Source organism: Streptomyces sp. WAC 01529 (assembly GCF_003945545.1).
In the GTDB taxonomy this organism is placed as follows: domain Bacteria; phylum Actinomycetota; class Actinomycetes; order Streptomycetales; family Streptomycetaceae; genus Streptomyces; species Streptomyces anatolicus.
In genome coordinates this window covers 2,495,071-2,511,916 of record NZ_CP029617.1, presented here as the reverse complement: position 1 = coordinate 2,511,916, position 16,846 = coordinate 2,495,071, and the positions used below count along the sequence as shown (strand labels likewise).

At 69.1% G+C, this 16,846-nt stretch carries 9 protein-coding genes and 3 tRNA genes; 5 read left to right on the top strand and 7 right to left on the bottom strand.

The window, feature by feature from the left end; translation table 11 throughout:
• Positions 1-116 precede the first annotated feature (116 nt).
• Positions 117-1,463, top strand: coding sequence for an RNA polymerase sigma factor (locus DMA15_RS11255; RefSeq protein ID WP_125512632.1), 1,347 nt, complete (start codon positions 117-119; stop codon positions 1,461-1,463).
• Between the two features lie 116 nt (positions 1,464-1,579).
• Here DMA15_RS11255 and DMA15_RS11250 read toward each other — a convergent pair whose 3' ends face one another.
• The 4 genes from DMA15_RS11250 to DMA15_RS11235 all read right to left on the bottom strand — a co-directional run bounded on the left by DMA15_RS11250 (position 1,580) and on the right by DMA15_RS11235 (position 7,198).
• On the bottom strand, positions 1,580-3,499 hold the full coding sequence (locus DMA15_RS11250; protein ID WP_125512631.1) for an ABC transporter ATP-binding protein: 1,920 nt from the start codon (positions 3,497-3,499) through the stop codon (positions 1,580-1,582).
• Positions 3,499-5,232 (bottom strand): ABC transporter ATP-binding protein, encoded by a 1,734-nt coding sequence (locus tag DMA15_RS11245; protein ID WP_125512630.1) that lies wholly within the window; start codon positions 5,230-5,232, stop codon positions 3,499-3,501. Before DMA15_RS11245 ends, DMA15_RS11250 begins: the two co-directional genes overlap by 1 nt.
• 161 nt (positions 5,233-5,393) lie before the next feature.
• Positions 5,394-6,821 carry an FGGY family carbohydrate kinase gene (locus DMA15_RS11240; protein ID WP_125512629.1) on the bottom strand — a complete coding sequence of 476 codons (1,428 nt, stop codon included), beginning with the start codon at positions 6,819-6,821 and terminating at the stop codon, positions 5,394-5,396.
• A 74-nt stretch (positions 6,822-6,895) separates the two neighbouring features.
• Positions 6,896-7,198, bottom strand: a complete 303-nt coding sequence (locus DMA15_RS11235; RefSeq protein WP_125512628.1) for a YtxH domain-containing protein — start codon at positions 7,196-7,198, stop codon at positions 6,896-6,898.
• 162 nt (positions 7,199-7,360) lie between these two features.
• Here DMA15_RS11235 and DMA15_RS11230 point away from each other — a divergent pair.
• The 3 genes from DMA15_RS11230 to DMA15_RS11215 all read left to right on the top strand — a co-directional run bounded on the left by DMA15_RS11230 (position 7,361) and on the right by DMA15_RS11215 (position 7,775).
• Positions 7,361-7,433: transfer RNA gene (locus tag DMA15_RS11230), tRNA-Asn, on the top strand.
• A 5-nt stretch (positions 7,434-7,438) separates the two neighbouring features.
• A tRNA-Asn gene (locus tag DMA15_RS11225) sits at positions 7,439-7,511 on the top strand.
• Between the two features lie 187 nt (positions 7,512-7,698).
• Positions 7,699-7,775, top strand: a tRNA-Ile gene (locus DMA15_RS11215).
• 139 nt (positions 7,776-7,914) lie between these two features.
• Here the strand turns inward: DMA15_RS11215 and DMA15_RS11210 are convergent.
• Positions 7,915-9,387 carry a hypothetical protein gene (locus DMA15_RS11210; RefSeq protein WP_125512626.1) on the bottom strand — a complete coding sequence of 491 codons (1,473 nt, stop codon included), beginning with the start codon at positions 9,385-9,387 and terminating at the stop codon, positions 7,915-7,917.
• Entirely contained in the window at positions 9,384-10,841 is a 1,458-nt protein-coding gene (locus tag DMA15_RS11205) for a hypothetical protein (protein ID WP_125512625.1), read from the bottom strand. The genes DMA15_RS11210 and DMA15_RS11205 overlap by 4 nt, the downstream gene beginning before the upstream one ends.
• A gap of 193 nt (positions 10,842-11,034) precedes the next feature.
• Here DMA15_RS11205 and DMA15_RS11200 point away from each other — a divergent pair, with 193 nt between their 5' ends.
• On the top strand, positions 11,035-11,460 hold the full coding sequence (locus DMA15_RS11200) for a hypothetical protein (RefSeq protein ID WP_125512624.1): 426 nt from the start codon (positions 11,035-11,037) through the stop codon (positions 11,458-11,460).
• Positions 11,461-11,467: 7 nt separating this feature from the next.
• Here the strand turns inward: DMA15_RS11200 and DMA15_RS11195 are convergent, their stop codons facing one another.
• Entirely contained in the window at positions 11,468-16,609 is a 5,142-nt protein-coding gene (locus DMA15_RS11195) for a hypothetical protein (protein WP_125512623.1), read from the bottom strand.
• Between the last annotated feature and the right edge of the window lie 237 nt (positions 16,610-16,846).

Here is a 16,846-nt window from a genome sequence, read left to right as displayed (position 1 = left end):
TGTGGCCCTCGGGCCAAGGGCTACCCGTCGGGTAACCACGCGGTCACGGACCGGACTCAAAAAGTCACCGCACGCCCCTCGTGGCGGCCGTGTGTCGTACCCCACACTGGGTTCCGGTGCCTGAGTCCTCGGAGCGCGGCCGGCCCGCAGACAGCGGGCCCGAGACCCCCGCGGTTCCACTCATCGTGTCCGGGACGGACAGCGGCGAGGCCGTGGTCCCTCTCCCGTTGCCGCACGCCTCAGCAGCGATCACCCTGGAGGTCGCCCCCGTGCAGACCCAGACCCTCACCCAGACCGAGACCGCCGCGCGCGCCGAAGCGGAAGCGGAAACGGACGTCCTGGAGGCGGTCCCTCCACAGAGCCGCGCCGCCCGGCACCCGGAGACCCTCGAATCCGAGGCACCGGCCCTCGCCGAGCCCCCCGACCCCGAGGCACCCGCCCCCGCCGAGACCGCCCCCGTCGAGCCCCCCGAACCGGAAGCCCCCGAACCGGAAGCCCTCGAACCGGAGACGCTCGATCTCCCCGCCCCCCGCAGCCGCGCCGACACCGGCGGCCCCTCCTCCGACCTGTTCCGCCAGTACCTGCGCGAGATCGGCCGGATCCCCCTGCTCACCGCGGCGGAGGAGGTGGAGCTGGCCCGTGGCGTGGAAGCGGGTCTCTTCGCCGAGGAGAAGCTGAGCAATACCCCTGACCTGGACTCCCAACTCGCCCTGGACCTGGACAAGCTGGTCGTCATGGGCCGGATGGCCAAGCGCCGTCTCATCGAGGCCAACCTCCGCCTGGTCGTCTCGGTCGCCAAGCGCTATGTGGGCCGTGGGCTCACCATGCTCGACCTCGTCCAGGAGGGGAACCTCGGCCTGATCAGGGCGGTCGAGAAGTTCGACTACGCCCGGGGCTACAAGTTCTCGACGTACGCGACCTGGTGGATCCGCCAGGCCATGTCCCGCGCCCTCGCCGACCAGGCCCGCACGATCCGCGTACCCGTACACGTCGTGGAGCTGATCAACCGCGTCGTCCGCGTGCAGCGCCGCATGCTCCAGGAGCGCGGCTACGAACCCACGCCCGAGGAAGTGGCGGCCCAGCTGGACCTGGCCCCGGAGCGGGTCAGCGAGGTGCTGCGCCTGGCGCAGGAGCCGGTCTCGCTGCACGCCCCCGTCGGCGAGGAGGACGACGTCGCGCTCGGCGACCTCATCGAGGACGGCGACGCGGCATCCCCCGTGGAGTCGGCGGCGTTCCTGCTGCTCCGCGAGCACCTGGAGGCGGTCCTCTCCACGCTCGGCGAGCGCGAACGCAAGGTCGTACAACTGCGCTACGGCCTGGCGGACGGCCGCCCGCGCACGCTGGAGGAGATAGGCCGCATCTTCGGCGTGACCCGCGAACGCATCCGCCAGATCGAGTCCAAGACCCTCAACAAACTGAGGGACCACGCCTTCGCCGACCAACTGAGGGGCTACCTGGACTGAAGCACTCCGCAGCCGACGCGCCCCGCAGGTGAAGCGCCCCGAAGGGGCGCGGGGAACTGCGCGACCAGCCACACCAGACCAGCACCCGCAAACGCCCCCGAGCCCCCACGACGCCCCTAGTCGACCTCGGCAACGGCCTCCGCGAACTGCGCGGCGTACAGCCGCGCATACGCCCCACCGGCCGCCAGCAAGGCATCATGCGTCCCCTGCTCCACGATCGCCCCGTCCTCCATGACCAGAATCGTGTCGGCGTCGCGGATCGTGGAGAGCCGGTGCGCGATGACGAAGGAAGTGCGCCCGTGCGCGAGGCGCGCCATCGCCTTCTGGATGAGCACCTCGGTCCGCGTGTCCACGGAGCTGGTCGCCTCGTCGAGCACGAGGATCACCGGGTCGGACAGGAACGCCCGCGCGATGGTGATGAGCTGCTTCTCACCCGCGCTCACGCCCGTGCCGTCGTCGTCGATGACGGTGTCGTACCCGTCGGGCAGCGTCCGCACGAAGCGATCCGCGTGGGCGGCCCGCGCCGCCTCCTCGATCTCCTCGCGCGTGACGTCCTTCGCGGCGCCGTACGCGATGTTCTCCGCGATGGTCCCGCCGAACAGCCAGGTGTCCTGGAGGACCATGCCGATCCCGGTCCGCAGCTCGTCCCGCGACATCCTCGCGATGTCGACCCCGTCCAGGGTGATGCGCCCGCCGGTCACCTCGTAGAACCGCATGAGCAGGTTGACCAGCGTCGTCTTGCCCGCACCGGTCGGCCCCACGATGGCGACCGTGTGGCCCGGGTCCACGACGAGGGACAGGTCCTCGATGAGCGGCTTGTCCTCGGCGTAGCGGAAGGAGACGTGCTCCATCTCGACGCGCCCGCGCAGCCTCTCGGGCCGCTCGCCGGGCACCGGGTCGGCCTCCTGCTCCTCCGCGTCGAGGATCTCGAAGATCCGTTCGGCGGAGGCGACGCCCGACTGCACGAGGTTCGCCATCGAGGCGAGCTGCGTGAGCGGCATCGAGAACTGGCGCGAGTACTGGATGAAGGCCTGCACGTCACCGATCGACAGCGACCCGGACGCGACGCGCAGACCACCGACCACGGCCACGAGCACGTAGTTGAGGTTCGACATGAAGAACATCAGCGGCTGCATGACACCGCTGTTGAACTGCGCCTTGAACCCGGCCTCGTACAACTGCTCGTTCTGCTCGGCGAACGCCTTCGCCGACTCCTCGTGCCGGCCGAACACCTTTACGAGCGCGTGCCCGGTGTACATCTCCTCGATGTGCGCGTTCAGCTTGCCGGTGGTCTTCCACTGCTGCACGAACTGCGGCTGCGACCGCTTGCCGACCTTCGTCGCCACGAGGAACGACAGCGGCACGGTGACCAGCGCCACCAGCGCGAGCAGCGGCGACACCCAGAACATCATCACCAGTACGCCGATGATCGTCAGCAGCGAGTTGATGAGCTGGCCCATCGTCTGCTGGAGCGTCTGGTTGATGTTGTCGATGTCGTTCGTCGCACGGCTCAGCACCTCGCCGCGCTGCCGCTTGTCGAAGTACGACAGCGGAAGCCGCGACAGCTTCTCCTGTACGTCGCCACGCATCCGGAAGACGGTCCGGTTGATGGCGCGGTTGGAGAGCCGCGTCGCCACCGCCATCAGCAGGCCCGCGGCCAGGAACGTGCCGAGCGCGAGCAGCAGGACCTCGCCCATCGCGCCGAAGTCGATGCCCTCGCCGGGCGTGAAGTCGACGCCGGTGAGCATGTCGGCCATGCCGCCGTCGCCCTTGGCGCGCATACCCTCGATGACCTGTTCCTTCGTCAGGTCGCCGTCCATGTCACGGCCGACGATGCCCGCGAAGAGCAGGTCGGTCGCCTTGCCGAGGATCTTCGGGCCGAGGACGGAGAGCGCGACGCTCAGGATTCCGGCCGCGAGCATCCCGTACATCGTGGCCCGTTCCGGCTTGAACTGCGCGAGCAGCCGCTTGCCGGAGCCCTTGAAATCCATCGACCGGGAGTCGGGGCCCATCATCGGTCCGCCAGGACCAGCCATTACGCGGCCTCCGCTTCCGTCAGCTGGGAGAGGACGATCTCCCGGTAGGTCTCATTGCTCTCCATCAGCTCGTGATGGCCTCCGGTGCCCACCACCCGGCCCTCGTCGAGCACGATGATGCGGTCGGCGTCGCGGATGGTGGACACCCGCTGGGCGACGATGACCACGGTCGCCTCGGCGGTCTCCCGGGACAGGGCCCTGCGGAGCGCCGCGTCCGTGGCGTAGTCGAGCGCGGAGAAGGAGTCGTCGAAGAGGTAGATCTCCGGGCGCTGCACCAGCGTGCGCGCGATGGCCAGGCGCTGGCGCTGACCACCGGACACGTTCGTGCCGCCCTGCGAGATGGGCGCGCCGAGGCCGCCCTCCAGGCCCGACACGAACTCCTTGGCCTGGGCGACCTCAAGGGCGTGCCACAGCTCCTCGTCCGTCGCGTCAGGGTTGCCGTAGCGAAGGTTGGTGGCGACCGTGCCGGCGAAGAGGTACGGCTTCTGTGGGACCAGGCTCACCGTCTTGGCGAGCAGCGCGGGCTCGATCGTGGCCACGACCACGCCGCCGACCAGGACCTGCCCCTCCGTCGCGTCGATCAGTCGCGGTACGAGGCTGAGCAGCGTCGATTTGCCGCTGCCGGTCGACCCGATCACGGCGGTCGTCTCGCCGGGCCGGGCGAGCAGGTCGATGGCCTTCAGGACGGGCTCCTCGGCGCCCGGGTAGCGGAAGCCCACGCCCCGGAGCTCCAGGTGCCCGTGGCTGCGCAGCTCACGCACCGGATCGGCCGGCGGCACCACACTGCTCTCGGTGTCCAGGACCTCCTCGATGCGCTCGGCGCAGACCTCCGCGCGCGGCACCATCATGAACATGAAGGTCGCCATCATCACGGACATGACGATCTGCATCAGATAGGCGAGGAACGCGGTGAGCGCGCCGATCTCCATGCCGCCGTCGTCGATGCGGTGGGCGCCGAACCACACCACCGCGACGGAGGAGATGTTCACGACGGTCATCACGATCGGGAACATCAGCGCGAGCAGCTTGCCGGTACCCAGCGATACGTCGGTCAGATCGGCGTTGGCCTTACGGAACCGCTCCTTCTCGTACGCGTCACGGACGAAGGCGCGGATGACGCGGTTGCCGGTGATCTGCTCGCGCAGCACGCGGTTCACGGTGTCGAGCCGTACCTGCATGCTGCGGAACAGCGGCCGCAGCCGCCGCACGATCAGGCTCACGCTGACGCCGAGCACGGGCACGACGGCGACAAGGATCCCGGAGAGCGGCACGTCCAGGCCGAGCGCCATCACGATGCCGCCGACGCACATGATGGGCGCGGTCACCATCAGCGTGAACGACATCAGGGCCAGCATCTGCACCTGCTGGACGTCGTTGGTGGTCCGCGTGATCAGCGAAGGGGCGCCGAACTGGCCCACCTCGCGCGCGGAGAAGGACTGCACGCGGTCGAAGACGGCGGCCCGCACGTCGCGCCCGAAGGCGGAGGCGGTCCGCGCGCCGTAGAAGACGGCGCCGATGTTGCAGACCATCTGCACGATGGTGACGGCGATCATGATGCCGCCGTAGGTGAGGATGTAACCCGTGTCCCCCTGGACGACACCGTTGTCGATGATGTCGGCGTTCAGGGTGGGCAGATAGAGCGAGGCGCAGGTCTGCAGGAACTGCAGGAGCACCAGCAGGGCGATCGGTTTCTTGTACGGGCGCAGGTGCGTCCGCAGGAGTCGTATGAGCACGCTCGGTCTCTCGAGGAGTCGGGTGTCGGCACGTGGGCGAGGTCGTCCCTATCCTGCGACACCTGACCCCTCGGGGTGCAAGCGATTAACCCATGACCGAGTCAAAAATCAGCCTGGGTAAAAAGTGGGCCCATCCGAGGCGGGAGAGAGGTCTGCACCTCTCAGGCGAACGCCCCGGGGTGCGCCTGCTCCCGCACCGTCGCGTACTGCTGCCGCACCGCCTGGCCCACGGCCAGCTCCTCGCCCGCCTCGAAGACCTGCGCCGCGGCGCCCTGCCAGAGCGGCAGCTGACCGGTCAGCGCCCACGCGGCCTGGCGCGCGGCGCCGATCGCGGCGTAGTCCGCGGGCTGCGGCACCACGACCTGCGTACCGAAGAGCATCGGGGCGGCCGCCTGCACGGCGGGCAGCTCGGCGGCGGCGCCCAGCAGGAAGACGCGCCGCACCTCCACACCTCGCGCACGCAGTACGTCGAGCGCGTCCCCGAGCCCGCAGAGCATGCCCTCGAACGCGGCCCGCGCCAGATGCTCCGGCTTCATCGACTCGCGCCGCAGCCCGGTCAGCGTCCCCGCGGCATGCGGCAGATTGGGCGTCTTCTCGCCCTCGAGATAGGGGAGGAGTACGAGGCCGTGGGCGCCCGGCGTCGACTTCATCGCCAGCGCGGACAGCTCCTCCAGGTCGGCGAGGCCCAGCATCTCGGCGGTGCCGCGCAGCACGCGCACGGCGTTCATCGTGTGGACCACCGGCAGATGCAGCCCCGTGGCGTCCGCGAGGGAGGTGATCATCCCGTAGGGGTCGGCCAGCGCCTCGTGGTGCACCGCCATCACCGAGCCGGAGGCGCCGAGCGAGACCACGGCGTCGCCCTGCCGCACCCCGAGCCCGAAGGCGGCCGCCATCGTCTCGCCGGTCCCCGCGGAGATCAGCAGCCCCTCGGGCGTGGTCCCCGCGGGCTCGGCGGGACCGATCACCTCGGGCAGCATCGCCTGGTGCCCGAGGGCCAGTTCGACGAGATCGGGGCGGTACGAGCCGGTCGCCGCCGACCAGTAACCGGTGCCGGAGGCCCCGCCGCGGTCGGTCGTACGCCGCGCGGGGCGGCCGAGGAGCTGCCACACCAGCCAGTCGGGGGCCTGCATCAGGGCGGCCACGTGCCGGGCGGCCTCCGGCTCGGTCCGCGCGAGCCAGCGCAGCTTGGTCACCGGCTGCGCGGACTGCGGCACACACCCCACGGCCTGCGCCCAGGCCTCGCGGCTGCCGAGGGCGTCGATCAGGTCGACGGCGGCCACCTGCGCCCGCCGGTCGTTGCCGACGAGCGCGGGGCGCACCGTGTTGCCGTGGCTGTCGAGCGGCACGAGGGCGTTCTGCTGGGCGGAGACGCCGATGGCCTGCACGCCTTCGAGCAGCCCGCCGCCCGCGGCCTCGCCGAGGGAGAGGAGCCAGGCCTGCGGATCGACGTCGGCCGGCCGCCCGCCACCCTCGGCGCTCTCCAGCGGGTGCGGGGCGTAGCCCTGCTTGAGTACGGCGCCCGTGTCCGCGTCACAGACGACGATGCGAGTGAAATCGGGCGAACTGTCCAACCCTGCGACTATCCCCATGCGGGGAATTCTGCCGCACCGCGGGGCGTGTCCCGTACCTGTGTTCGCTACCCGTGATCACTGCGGGCCGGTCGCTATGTGTTGGTCGTGCCCCAGTCGTCCTCGCCGGGCCTCTGTCCCCGCTCGCGCAGCGACCGCACCCGGTCGGCGACCGAGTCGGGCATCTTGTCCCCGACCTTCTCGGACACCGTGTGGAAGGCCTTGCCCGCCACCTCGCGGCCCTGCTGGCCCGCGGACTCGACGGTGTTGCGCACGGCCGGGTTCTGCGCGATCTCGCGGGCGGACTTCTTCAACTTCTCGTAGCGCTCGCGCCCGGCCCGGGTCCCGAGTACGTACCCGAGGGCCAGTCCCGCCACGAATGTGAGCCGGTACCGCATGGCTGCCACCCTTCCCTTGCCTCGTCTGCCACTCGCCTGATGATCGGCTGAGGGATACCGATTGGCGGAGCACCCCCCTGCTTGCGCTAATGTATGTGTCGCAGCGAGCGCCCGCCGCCCGGAGAGTTCCCAGCTAGGTGCGTTCGATGCAAAACGAGACGATCCCCTGTAGCTCAATTGGCAGAGCAGCCGGCTGTTAACCGGCAGGTTACTGGTTCGAGTCCAGTCGGGGGAGCTCGGTCTCCTGTAGCTCAATTGGCAGAGCAGCCGGCTGTTAACCGGCAGGTTACTGGTTCGAGTCCAGTCGGGAGAGCTGTGAGGAAGGACCCCTGAGAGATCTCTCCGGGGTCCTTTTTCGTGCCCGGTGGAACCATGTGGACAGCCCTGCGGTCCTCATGGACGGGCGATGCCACAGCGATGCCGACCATCCGAAGCAGGAGATCGTATGAGCGGCTATGCTGCGGCAGACGGCGCGCACAAATGTGCGCGACGCGCCGTTAGGGGCGGTAGCTCAGCCGGTTAGAGCAGCGGACTCATAATCCGTCGGCCGTGGGTTCGAGTCCCACCCGCCCCACCACGGCGTCAGGGCGCAGGAACGATTCCACCTGCGTCAACTGTGCGCCTGCGGCGGTCGCTCTCTTTGCAGCGACACGCCAGAGATCGTTGACCGGCCCCTTGCGGCCGAGACCATGTGCGGTGCTGATGGCCGGACGACGTCACCCGCCCGGTGTGCGCTGGGTACCCGCCTGGTGGGTGGTGAGTGTGGTGCGGAGATGGTCGGCGGTGGCCCGGTGGGCGGCTGACTCCGCGGACAGGGCCGAGAGCAGGTTCGCCTCCACTCTCAGGTACGGCAGGTTCTGGAGGGTGACCGCGGGCAGTGCTTCCGGCCGGGGCTTGCGCAGACGGCTCGCGAATCCGGCCAGGGCGGGCATCACCTGCGGCAGGTAGCGCTCCAGGAGGTCCGCGGTCTGGTAGGTCTGGGTCGAATCGCTCTGGGCCAGGAGGCACTGGCGTACCCCGTCGGCGAAGTCGAAGGTGACCCGGCCGTAGGAGCTGGGCTTGTCGGCCGGCTGTTCGTAGGCCACCAGAAGGTTGCTCGTGAGGATGCGGGACAGGTCGCTCGGGGTCGCGAAAGGATGGGACTTGTCGGCGATGAGGTCCATCACGTAGCGGTTGAGCGGTGCCATGGCGAGGCGTATGGCGAGTCTGAAGGTGCCTTCGGGAACCGCGGTCTCGAAGGCGGCCACCCGCTCGCTGGCCGTCAGAGGCGGATCGGACGGTCCTGCCTGGCCGGGGATGAAGACGTCTTGGGCGGTGCCCCCGAGGCAGGTGCCCGGGGCGGCTACAGCGCTCTCCGCGAGGTCGGGAGGGAACTCCACGACGTGCTGATGGACGCGGGCTTTCGACAGCAGCAGACGCACCCACTGCTCCACCCATCGCTTGCGCAGCTCCAGGACCGGGATGAGCGGTGCGGCAGGAAGCTTGGCCTCGGCGGCGTCCTGTTCCTCGCTGTCGTGGCTGACCAGGGCGCGGTTGGTGCAGCCGCGCTCGGGGGCCCGCAGGCGGGCGGCGCGGGTGGAGAGGGCGGCCAGCTCCCACGCGGGGTGGGGAAGCGTCTGCAGAATGGCCACGATGTGATGGACGGTCCACGCGCCCAGCAGGGCGAAGAGCTCCTGGCGCTTCCAGACCGGGCCGACGCCATCGGTGAGCAACAGGATCATGCAGCGCCGGCTCGCGTCCGCCGGGGCGGCCGAGAGCGAACTCGCGTCGGGAGTGAAGGAGGGCGGATTCCCCTGTCTGTTGCTCATGCGGATGACGCGCACGCTGCGAAAGAGCGGGAGGTCGTGGGCGCAGGCGGCTATGGCATTGGCGGTGGAGAACCACGCCTGCATGGTCAGGCCGGTGTCGACGACGAGGACGAGGTCCCAGCCGGGGGAGAAGGACAGGGCAAAGGGGTCAAGGGGGATCTCGTACACGCCGCTGTCCGGGTGCTCGAGCGGTCCTTCGAGCTGAGCCAGCAGGTTGAGCGGAGCCATGACGGTTTCCATGGCGGGGGCCTGCGAGCTTATTTCCCAGCAGGCGGGCGGTTCGGTGAACTCGGCCACGAAAGGGGCGGAATTGCGCCAGGTCGGCATCGCGTTCTGCAGGGGTGAGGCGGTGATCAGCCAGCGGTCCTCGGGAAGAGTCACCGTATCGCGACCTCGTCGGGGGCTGTGAGGGGATTGAGCCGGGGGAGGTTCCGGTCCGGATCGTCCCACATGAGGACCGCGTCCTGCAGGGCCTGAGCCTGAGGGCTGCCGTCCCGGGCGGTCTGCACCCGGGCGAGCCGCATGGGCAGCTGGGACAAGGGCGCTTCGTCGAAGAGTCTCTCCGCGTAGGCGCGGAAATCCTGGCGGTCGGCGTTGCCGAGATCCCACATCACGGCCGCCACTCCCTGGCGGAGCGCCGCGAGCAGCTGCTCGCGGCCGGCGTCATGGTCGGGTGGTTCGGCCAGGATCAGCGGGCGTCCAGGAGGTAAGGGGGCGTCGTTCGACCCGGCCGCGCAGAGCGCGGGCCGGGTCGGACGTTTCTGCGCGATGAGCCCTGACCAGTGCGCGCGCCAGGCGCGCTCGTCCTCGGGGCGCAGGTTCAGGCTGCGTACGACGACACGTAGGTTGCTCTCACTGTTGTCATGGTCCTCGGGCATGCACCAGCGCACGACCGGGAGATTGAGCAGGGTGAGGCCGAGCCAGAACTCGACCAGGATGTGATCTGTGTTCCTTTGGGCCGTCCAGTGCGCGAGGCGTTGGCGTACGGCACGATGCAGATCCGAATGACGGACGCGCACATCGTCGTCCTTGACCACTTGCTCCTGCTGGTGCCACACGCGCAACGTGCAGTAGTCCTCGTCCAGTCCGTCCGGCAGAAGGACGAACATGATGCGAGGCTCCGGTGCGGAGCCCGCCCGACGGGGAATCGGACGCGCGGCGGCACGGCACCGCTCAAGGGGCTCCACGAGCCCGCGGTCCGCCGCGTGCGCGCGATTCCACTCCTGTAGCCGTCGCCGTTCGTCGCCGGAGGTGAGGGAGGCGGCAAGGTACTCCAGGAAGGCCAGGAAGGGCGGAAGCCCGTCCGGCTGGGCGTTGCGGCGCAGGAGGTGCAGGGTCACGCTCCACGGGTCCGTGCAGTGCTCGGGAAGGCGGGGCGGGAAGGGAGCGAGCGCCAGGCGCGCCACATCATGGATGTCGGCCTCGCACTCCTGCAACAACGCGTACAGGGAGCTGAGTTCGGCGGGGGACAAGCGGGTGCGCGCCAGATTCAGATCGCTCAGCAGCCTCAGCTGCGAGACCATCTCCGCGTCACCGGTCACGGCGAGGACCGCCCGGGTGAGGGAGTCGGTCTTCTCGCCGGTCTGGTCGTCCTGTGCGCAGCGGTGGACGATGTGTGCGAGCTCGTCGGCGCCGGACGCCTCGAGCCCGTCGGGGCGGGCGGTGCCCGGCAGCGTGTACTCCAGATGCCGCTGGAGTGCCCGGCGGGCGGTGGGCTGGCCCAGCCTCTCGGACCGCGACAAGAGACCCACCATGGCTCTTTCGAGGAACCTCGTCCAGGCCATCGCACCGATTCCGGCGGCGGAGAGTGCGAAGAAGTCCTTAGAAGTGCCCATGGAGCGTCCCCCCTGTCCGGCGCGCAGATGATGGTGCGTCGGAGCGTGACTCGCATGCGTACTTCTTGGACTGTCCCGCATGTCGGACGATCGCGCCAGAGCGCACTGGGTCCAACGACGGCGGCGCATGTAGGACAGCATTTGCACGGGAATACACCCGTGTGGGGGTGGAGTGGTGAGAGAGAGTGCGGCCATGGGGAACCTGGGGGTCTGGGCGGCGTGGGCGGCGGCGCTGACCAGTGCGGCGACGCTGATCGTGACGACGGTGGTCGGAGGACGCCGTGAGCATCGGCTCTGGGTGCGGGACGCCCTCACGGATGCGTTCGTGGCGTTCCTGGAGGCCAGTTGGGAGCATTCGGACCTCTTTCATGCGCAGTCCGGGCAGAGCGAGCGCCCGCCGGCCGGTGCCACGGAGGCTTACGCCGAGATGCGCAGCCAACTGACGAGGCTGCGTCTGCTGGCGTCCGGCAATGTGCTGCGGGCCTGCGAGGAGTTGCTGCGCCAGCAACGGGGCGTGGCGGAAGCGGGGCCCGGGGAAGCCCGGCGGGCCGCCCTGGCTCGGGTGTCGGAGCTGCGTCGCAAGGTGGTGGCGGCGGCGAAAACGGAGATGGGTCTCTAGCCGGTGGTCAGTTGACATAGCGTCCCAGCCTGTCCTCGATGCTCAGCCGCAGGTCGGTCAGGGTTCCGCGGGTCTGCGGAGTGAGCGGCATCTCGGTGGTCGCACGCAGCAGCCAGCGGGCGATGTCGCTGCGTTGCGCGTCGGCCTCCTGCTGCGATCCCGGGAGCCAGTGGTGCACGATGTTGCCCAGTGCGGCCAGCAGGATCGGATCCTCGGTGGGCAGCGCGTCCCGCAGAGGTTCGACGCTCCAGTACCCCAGTGAGATGAGCCGGGCGCGTGCCAGGCTGGGGTGCTGTGCGATCAGCGCAAGGTCCATGCTCTTCACCTCATCCATGTCCTCTTTGGCGTTGTAGCCCGGGTCATCCTTGGCCTTGAGCCGCGACAGATAGCCCACCGCGGTGATCGCATGGGCGGCGAGGGAGACCTCGACGCTGCCGTGCACGCCGTGCGAGTGGCGGATGACTGTCGAGAGGTTGTACGGATCGAAGGCCGCTTCTTGCACAAAGGCGAGTTCCTCGTACAGGCCGGTACTCGCGGCCAGGAGCACGAACTTGTGTCCGCGCACGCCACTGGCGGCCGTCCGTTTGGCCAGGGCGGCCAGCTCTCGGCGTGCGTCTTGCGACAGGGAGACCGGTTTGACGGCAGGGGCGTCCAACAGGACATCGGCACTGCCCAGCAGCGTCAGGAGTTCGCGGTCGCGGGCGCCCTCGGCACCGTCCTGACCGGCCGGGCCGGCCGGGCCGGTCTGCTCGCTCTGCTCCGCCCGCGCCGTGAGGAAGTCGCCGATCTCCGCCCGGGGAAGCAGGGCCCGCCGCCATGTGACCGACCAGGGCCAGTGGAGGGCCGCCCGGTCCAGATTCTGTGCCAGCAAGGTGCGGTGGACACGCCAGGCCAGTTGCCGTCCCGTCTCGGCGTGCAGGTGCTCGGTGGCGCTGACCAGCGCGGCAACCGCCTCCAACGACTCGGTGTCCAGTTCGTCGAGGTAGGGGGCGAGCAGTGCGGGCAGGATGCTGTGCATCTGCTGGGGAAGACTGTGCACGAACGCGGACGCGATCAGGAGCGCCTTGCTGGTACCTGTCGAGACCATGTCCCGCAGACAGGCCTCGTCGACGTCGACGTTGCCCGCGAGGAGATGGTGCGCGGCCAGTGCGGTCAGTGAGTCGTCTCCCAGCGACAGCATCCTCTTCCACTGCTCGGACGCCATGTTGATGCCCCGCAGGACATCCGAGGTCAGCAGCAAGGTGGGGGCCGCCGCCCCGTGCCACTGGAAGGAGTGCTGCGCTGCGGCCGCCCTGTCGATGAGCTGCGGCCAGTCCCGGTAGTCGGCGAGTCCGAACCGGAACCGGTAGGCCAGGACGGTTTCCAGCCGACCGCACGTCGCCAGGTGCGTGAGCAGCCGCAGCCGCTCCGAGTCCAGCAGCTGCGTGGTCTCCGTGGCGGCCGTCTCCTTGAGTTCCGCGTCGAGTCGCAGGAGCCGCTCACCGCAGGCGTCCGCGTAGGCACGGGTTCTGGACCGGTCCGGCCGCACCCCCAGATGCGTCACCGTCTCCCACGCCTGGGAGTGCACCTCCCAGGGCTCATGGGCGGCGATCCGGTCCCAGGCCAGGCCCACGAGGCTGTGCAGCTCCGCGACCTGGATACTGCGCAGAGCCCGCGTGACCAGCCGCGGATGCCGGGGTGTTCGCTCGGCCGGGGCGTCGAGGAAAGCGGTCAGCACCTCTTGCAGGTAGGTGTTCGCATCGGGGACGAACCACCGGTACATCATCACCAGGCCGTCCAGGGCGGCTTCCGCGGCGTCGGTGGATACCTCCGCGGCCAGAGCGGTGTCGCGCAGGATCTCCAGAGCCGCCCGGTCCCCGTACTTGGCCAGGGCGTACGCGGAGCGTTTCCAGGCAGGGACGCCGCTGTCCGAGGAGCGGAGAACGTCCTTCTGCTCCCGCAGGAACGTGTCACGGATGATTTCGATGACCGCACTGTCCGGGGCGGCCTGCATCAGCAGAGCCCCGTACCAGGGGCTGGCGATGACCCCCGCCCGCACGACGGCCTCGGTCGTCGTCTCCGCCGTCTCCGGATCGGTGACCAGCAAGACGGCCGCTTCTCTCCACCCGTACCGCAGGACGTAGTCCGTGACGGTCCTGAGAGCCTCTTTCGGGTACCGCTGCAGAGCGACCGCACCGCAGTAGGACTGCACCAGGGGATCACGGAAGCTGACCCGTCCGGCGACCTCGTCCAGACAGGGCGTGGCCAGCAGTTCCCGTAACCGCTCCTGGCCCTGTCCCTCGGCCACCTTCTCCAGCGCGGCCTCGGCCGCCGCCTTGCGCAGCGCGCCGGACGCGTCGAGCTTCTTGGCGATCGCTCCCAGCAGCCGGATCAGATCATCGACGTGCACGCTCGATGCGGAGTCGTTGAGCAGCCGGGTGAGATAGCGGTGCACCAACTCGCCGGGGTTGGACGGCAGTACGTCGGTGCCCGCGTACTGGTCGACCAGCATGTTCAGGAACTGCGGCTTGCCGGCCAGATCGCGCAGCGCCCCGGCGCCGACGTCCCGGAACAGGCGGGCCTCAAGGTTCTTGAACCGGTTCTTCCAGCCGTGCTTGTCCCGCTTGCGCAGCACCGCCCGCAAGAAGTCCCGGGCCGGTCCCTCACGGACCTTGTGCACGGCGACCGCGGGCCACCGCAGGACCATCGGGTCGTAGTCGCGGATGCGGTCGCACACAAGGAGTCTGAGCCTCGGAGCCTTGCGGGCTATCTGGGCCAGATAGACCATGATCTGGCTGCGCTCGCGGCTGTCGACCAGGTCCAGGTCGTCAACGGTGACATGCACCCCGCCCATGGCGATCAACGCCGCCAGACACGCGTCCGACAGCACCTTCTGCAGACCATTGGCCACGCGCAGGAACCGGTGGACGGTCGTCGGCTCTTTGGAGGCGCGCAAGAACTCGATGACACCGACGGCAGAGACCCACAGCGGCAGCAGTGGGCCGCTGACGGGGACCACGTCGTCCGACAGCAGCCGCACATGCAACTCACGTGCCACCGTCGTCTTTCCCGCTCCCGGATCGGACAACAGCACCACATGCTGTTCACGCTCGACCAAGGCGACACAGTCCTCGGACGCGGCCGACAACGCGCCGTGCCCTTGCTGCACACACGGGGCCCCCGGCGGCAACCGGTGGCCCTCCAGAGCGATGTAGGTGAACGAGAGATCATCGGCCTGCCCCGTGCTCGGGTCAGGCCTCTCTGCTTTTCCCGCTGGGGCATCCGGCCCCTTCAGGTGGCGAAGGAGTAACGCCTGGCGCGCCTCCGACAGGGCTGATGACGGCAGTCTCCGCAGTCCCTGTGCCACACGGGCCAGCAACGCGCGGTCCTCCACCCGGGAGGACACCGCAAGGAGCAGATCTCCCGCGCCCGAGGAAATCGCCTCACCGGCATCCAGCAGGACCTCGCAGGCGAGAGCCGCGTCCCCCGGTGCCCAGTCGGCGAACATCTCGCCGAGCGGTCCCAGACTCTCACTCGCCACCCCGGCCACGGCGCACGACGCCCGCAAACGATGGGGGTTGGCCACCTCATCCGCGTTCTCCGCCCACTTCAGGGTCTTGCAGGCGGCCAGAACCAAGTGCTGTGGATAGTGCACACGCCAATCACCGAGAACGGCCCGCAGCGAGGTCTCGGTGAGCGTGCCGCGCACCTGCCACAGGAGCAGCAGGCTCCGTCCCAGGCGTGGGTTGTCGGTCGTCAAGGCCTGGGCGACCTGCTCCGCCGCCGCGCGGACGCGATCGCCGTCCCAGTGCGCGGTCATCCGCACCAGGAAGCCCAGGAGACGCTGCTGACGCACCAACTCGTCCCACGTCAGCCGGTCCGCGAGACAGTCCCGGACCAAGCAGGTCTCCAGCCACGCCGGATCCTGGAGAGTCGCCCCCGACTCCTCGAACGTCGCGAAATCGATCAGATAGGGAGTCGTGCCCAGAGTGATGATGTTGCGCGGATTGAGGTCGCGGTGGACCGGCGAGAACGACCGCTTGTCGGCAGGCCCCCACAGGACCGATGCCAGGCGTCCCACCGGATGCGCGATACGCGTCTCCCCGTAGGTGATCGCCGCCTCCGTCTCGGTGAAGGCCTCCGGTCCGAACGCGCGAGCCATCGCTGTCGACCACGACTGCGCGCGCACGGCCGTGATGAGACCGAGCACCTCCACGGATCTGCGGTTCGCCTGCTCCTGACGGATGCGCTTCAGACTCGCGGCCGCCTTCGCGGAGCCCACCAGCTTCACCCGCACATGGACCGCACTCTCGACCAGTGTCCCTCTGACCTCGTCGTCACTCACCTCAAGATTGCTCAGGGACAGCCGCACCGTCTGGCCGGGAGTCAGGGAACGTTTCGCACCGGGCGTCGCGGTGGATTCCTCCGCCACGTCATCGGAGTAGATCCGCCGTGATTCCTTGTCCTCGGCATCGGCGTTGCCGTCCATCAGGAGCAAGTCACCGGCGCGCCCCTCGACTCTGCCCACCGACAGGCAGAGATCAAAGCCAAGAGAACGGTTGAAAGACGCCGCCAGCTGCCTTTCCTGCGTCTCGGCGCGGGCATACATGCTGTCCGCCAGCGAGGCGAGCACCTGCCGCACAAGCCCGGCACACTCATCCTCAGGGGTGTGCCCGTCCACGGCGGCGGCGATCACGTCCTCCAGGGCCACCATGCTCACCTCTGCACGGTGATCCCAGTCCATGGCGTGCCGGTACACCACGACGCTCTTGCGGGCCTCCCACGTACGCTCTTCGGCGACCCCCTGGCTGACCGCCGTGACAGCCACGAACATGTTGCTGTCACAGGTGGCGATGAGCCGCCTGTACCCCTTCCACTCCTTGACGGCCTCACCCACGTCCATCAGCTTCGCCACATGGAGCGTGGGCTGCCGGTTGCCGTCCCGACGGGTGATGATCTCCAGAACCTGCGCGCCGCCACGGCCACCGGCCAGCCGCTTGACCACCTCGACGCTCGCGACGGAAGCATGCCACTTCCCCTCGGCACGGCAGGTGCTCTCGCCCGCCGCGGGATCCGCGTGGCGGACCACCCCGAGCAGCGCGTCTTTGACGGCACTCCAGTCATCGATCTCGCAGCCGTCCGACGGCGTAACCCTCAGTGGTTCTGTCACCGCGCCCCCCGATGTCGCCGCAACAAGGCGCAGCGATACTCAACTCCCCTACACAGCAAGGAATTTTAGCCAGCAGAGCCGGCCCGCGTCTGCGGAACCGCGCGAGGGAGTGCCGTGTTCACCCCTGCGCCTCGCGCCACGCGGACACGTTCGACGTGCGAATCCGGCCATGTGGAGCCCGGTGCCCGGACACGTAGAGGTGGGGGCGGGAAGGTGAACGTAGCGTTACGTCAATTG

Bases quoted from the DNA above. Each gene is read 5' to 3' on its own strand.
- DMA15_RS11250 (WP_125512631.1), bottom strand. From the start codon at position 3,499: ATGGCTGGTCCTGGCGGACCGATGATGGGCCCCGACTCCCGGTCGATG.
- DMA15_RS11240 (WP_125512629.1), bottom strand. From the start codon at position 6,821: ATGGGGATAGTCGCAGGGTTGGACAGTTCGCCCGATTTCACTCGCATC.
- DMA15_RS11235 (WP_125512628.1), bottom strand. From the start codon at position 7,198: ATGCGGTACCGGCTCACATTCGTGGCGGGACTGGCCCTCGGGTACGTA.
- DMA15_RS11205 (WP_125512625.1), bottom strand. From the start codon at position 10,841: ATGGGCACTTCTAAGGACTTCTTCGCACTCTCCGCCGCCGGAATCGGT.
- DMA15_RS11200 (WP_125512624.1), top strand. From the start codon at position 11,035: ATGGGGAACCTGGGGGTCTGGGCGGCGTGGGCGGCGGCGCTGACCAGT.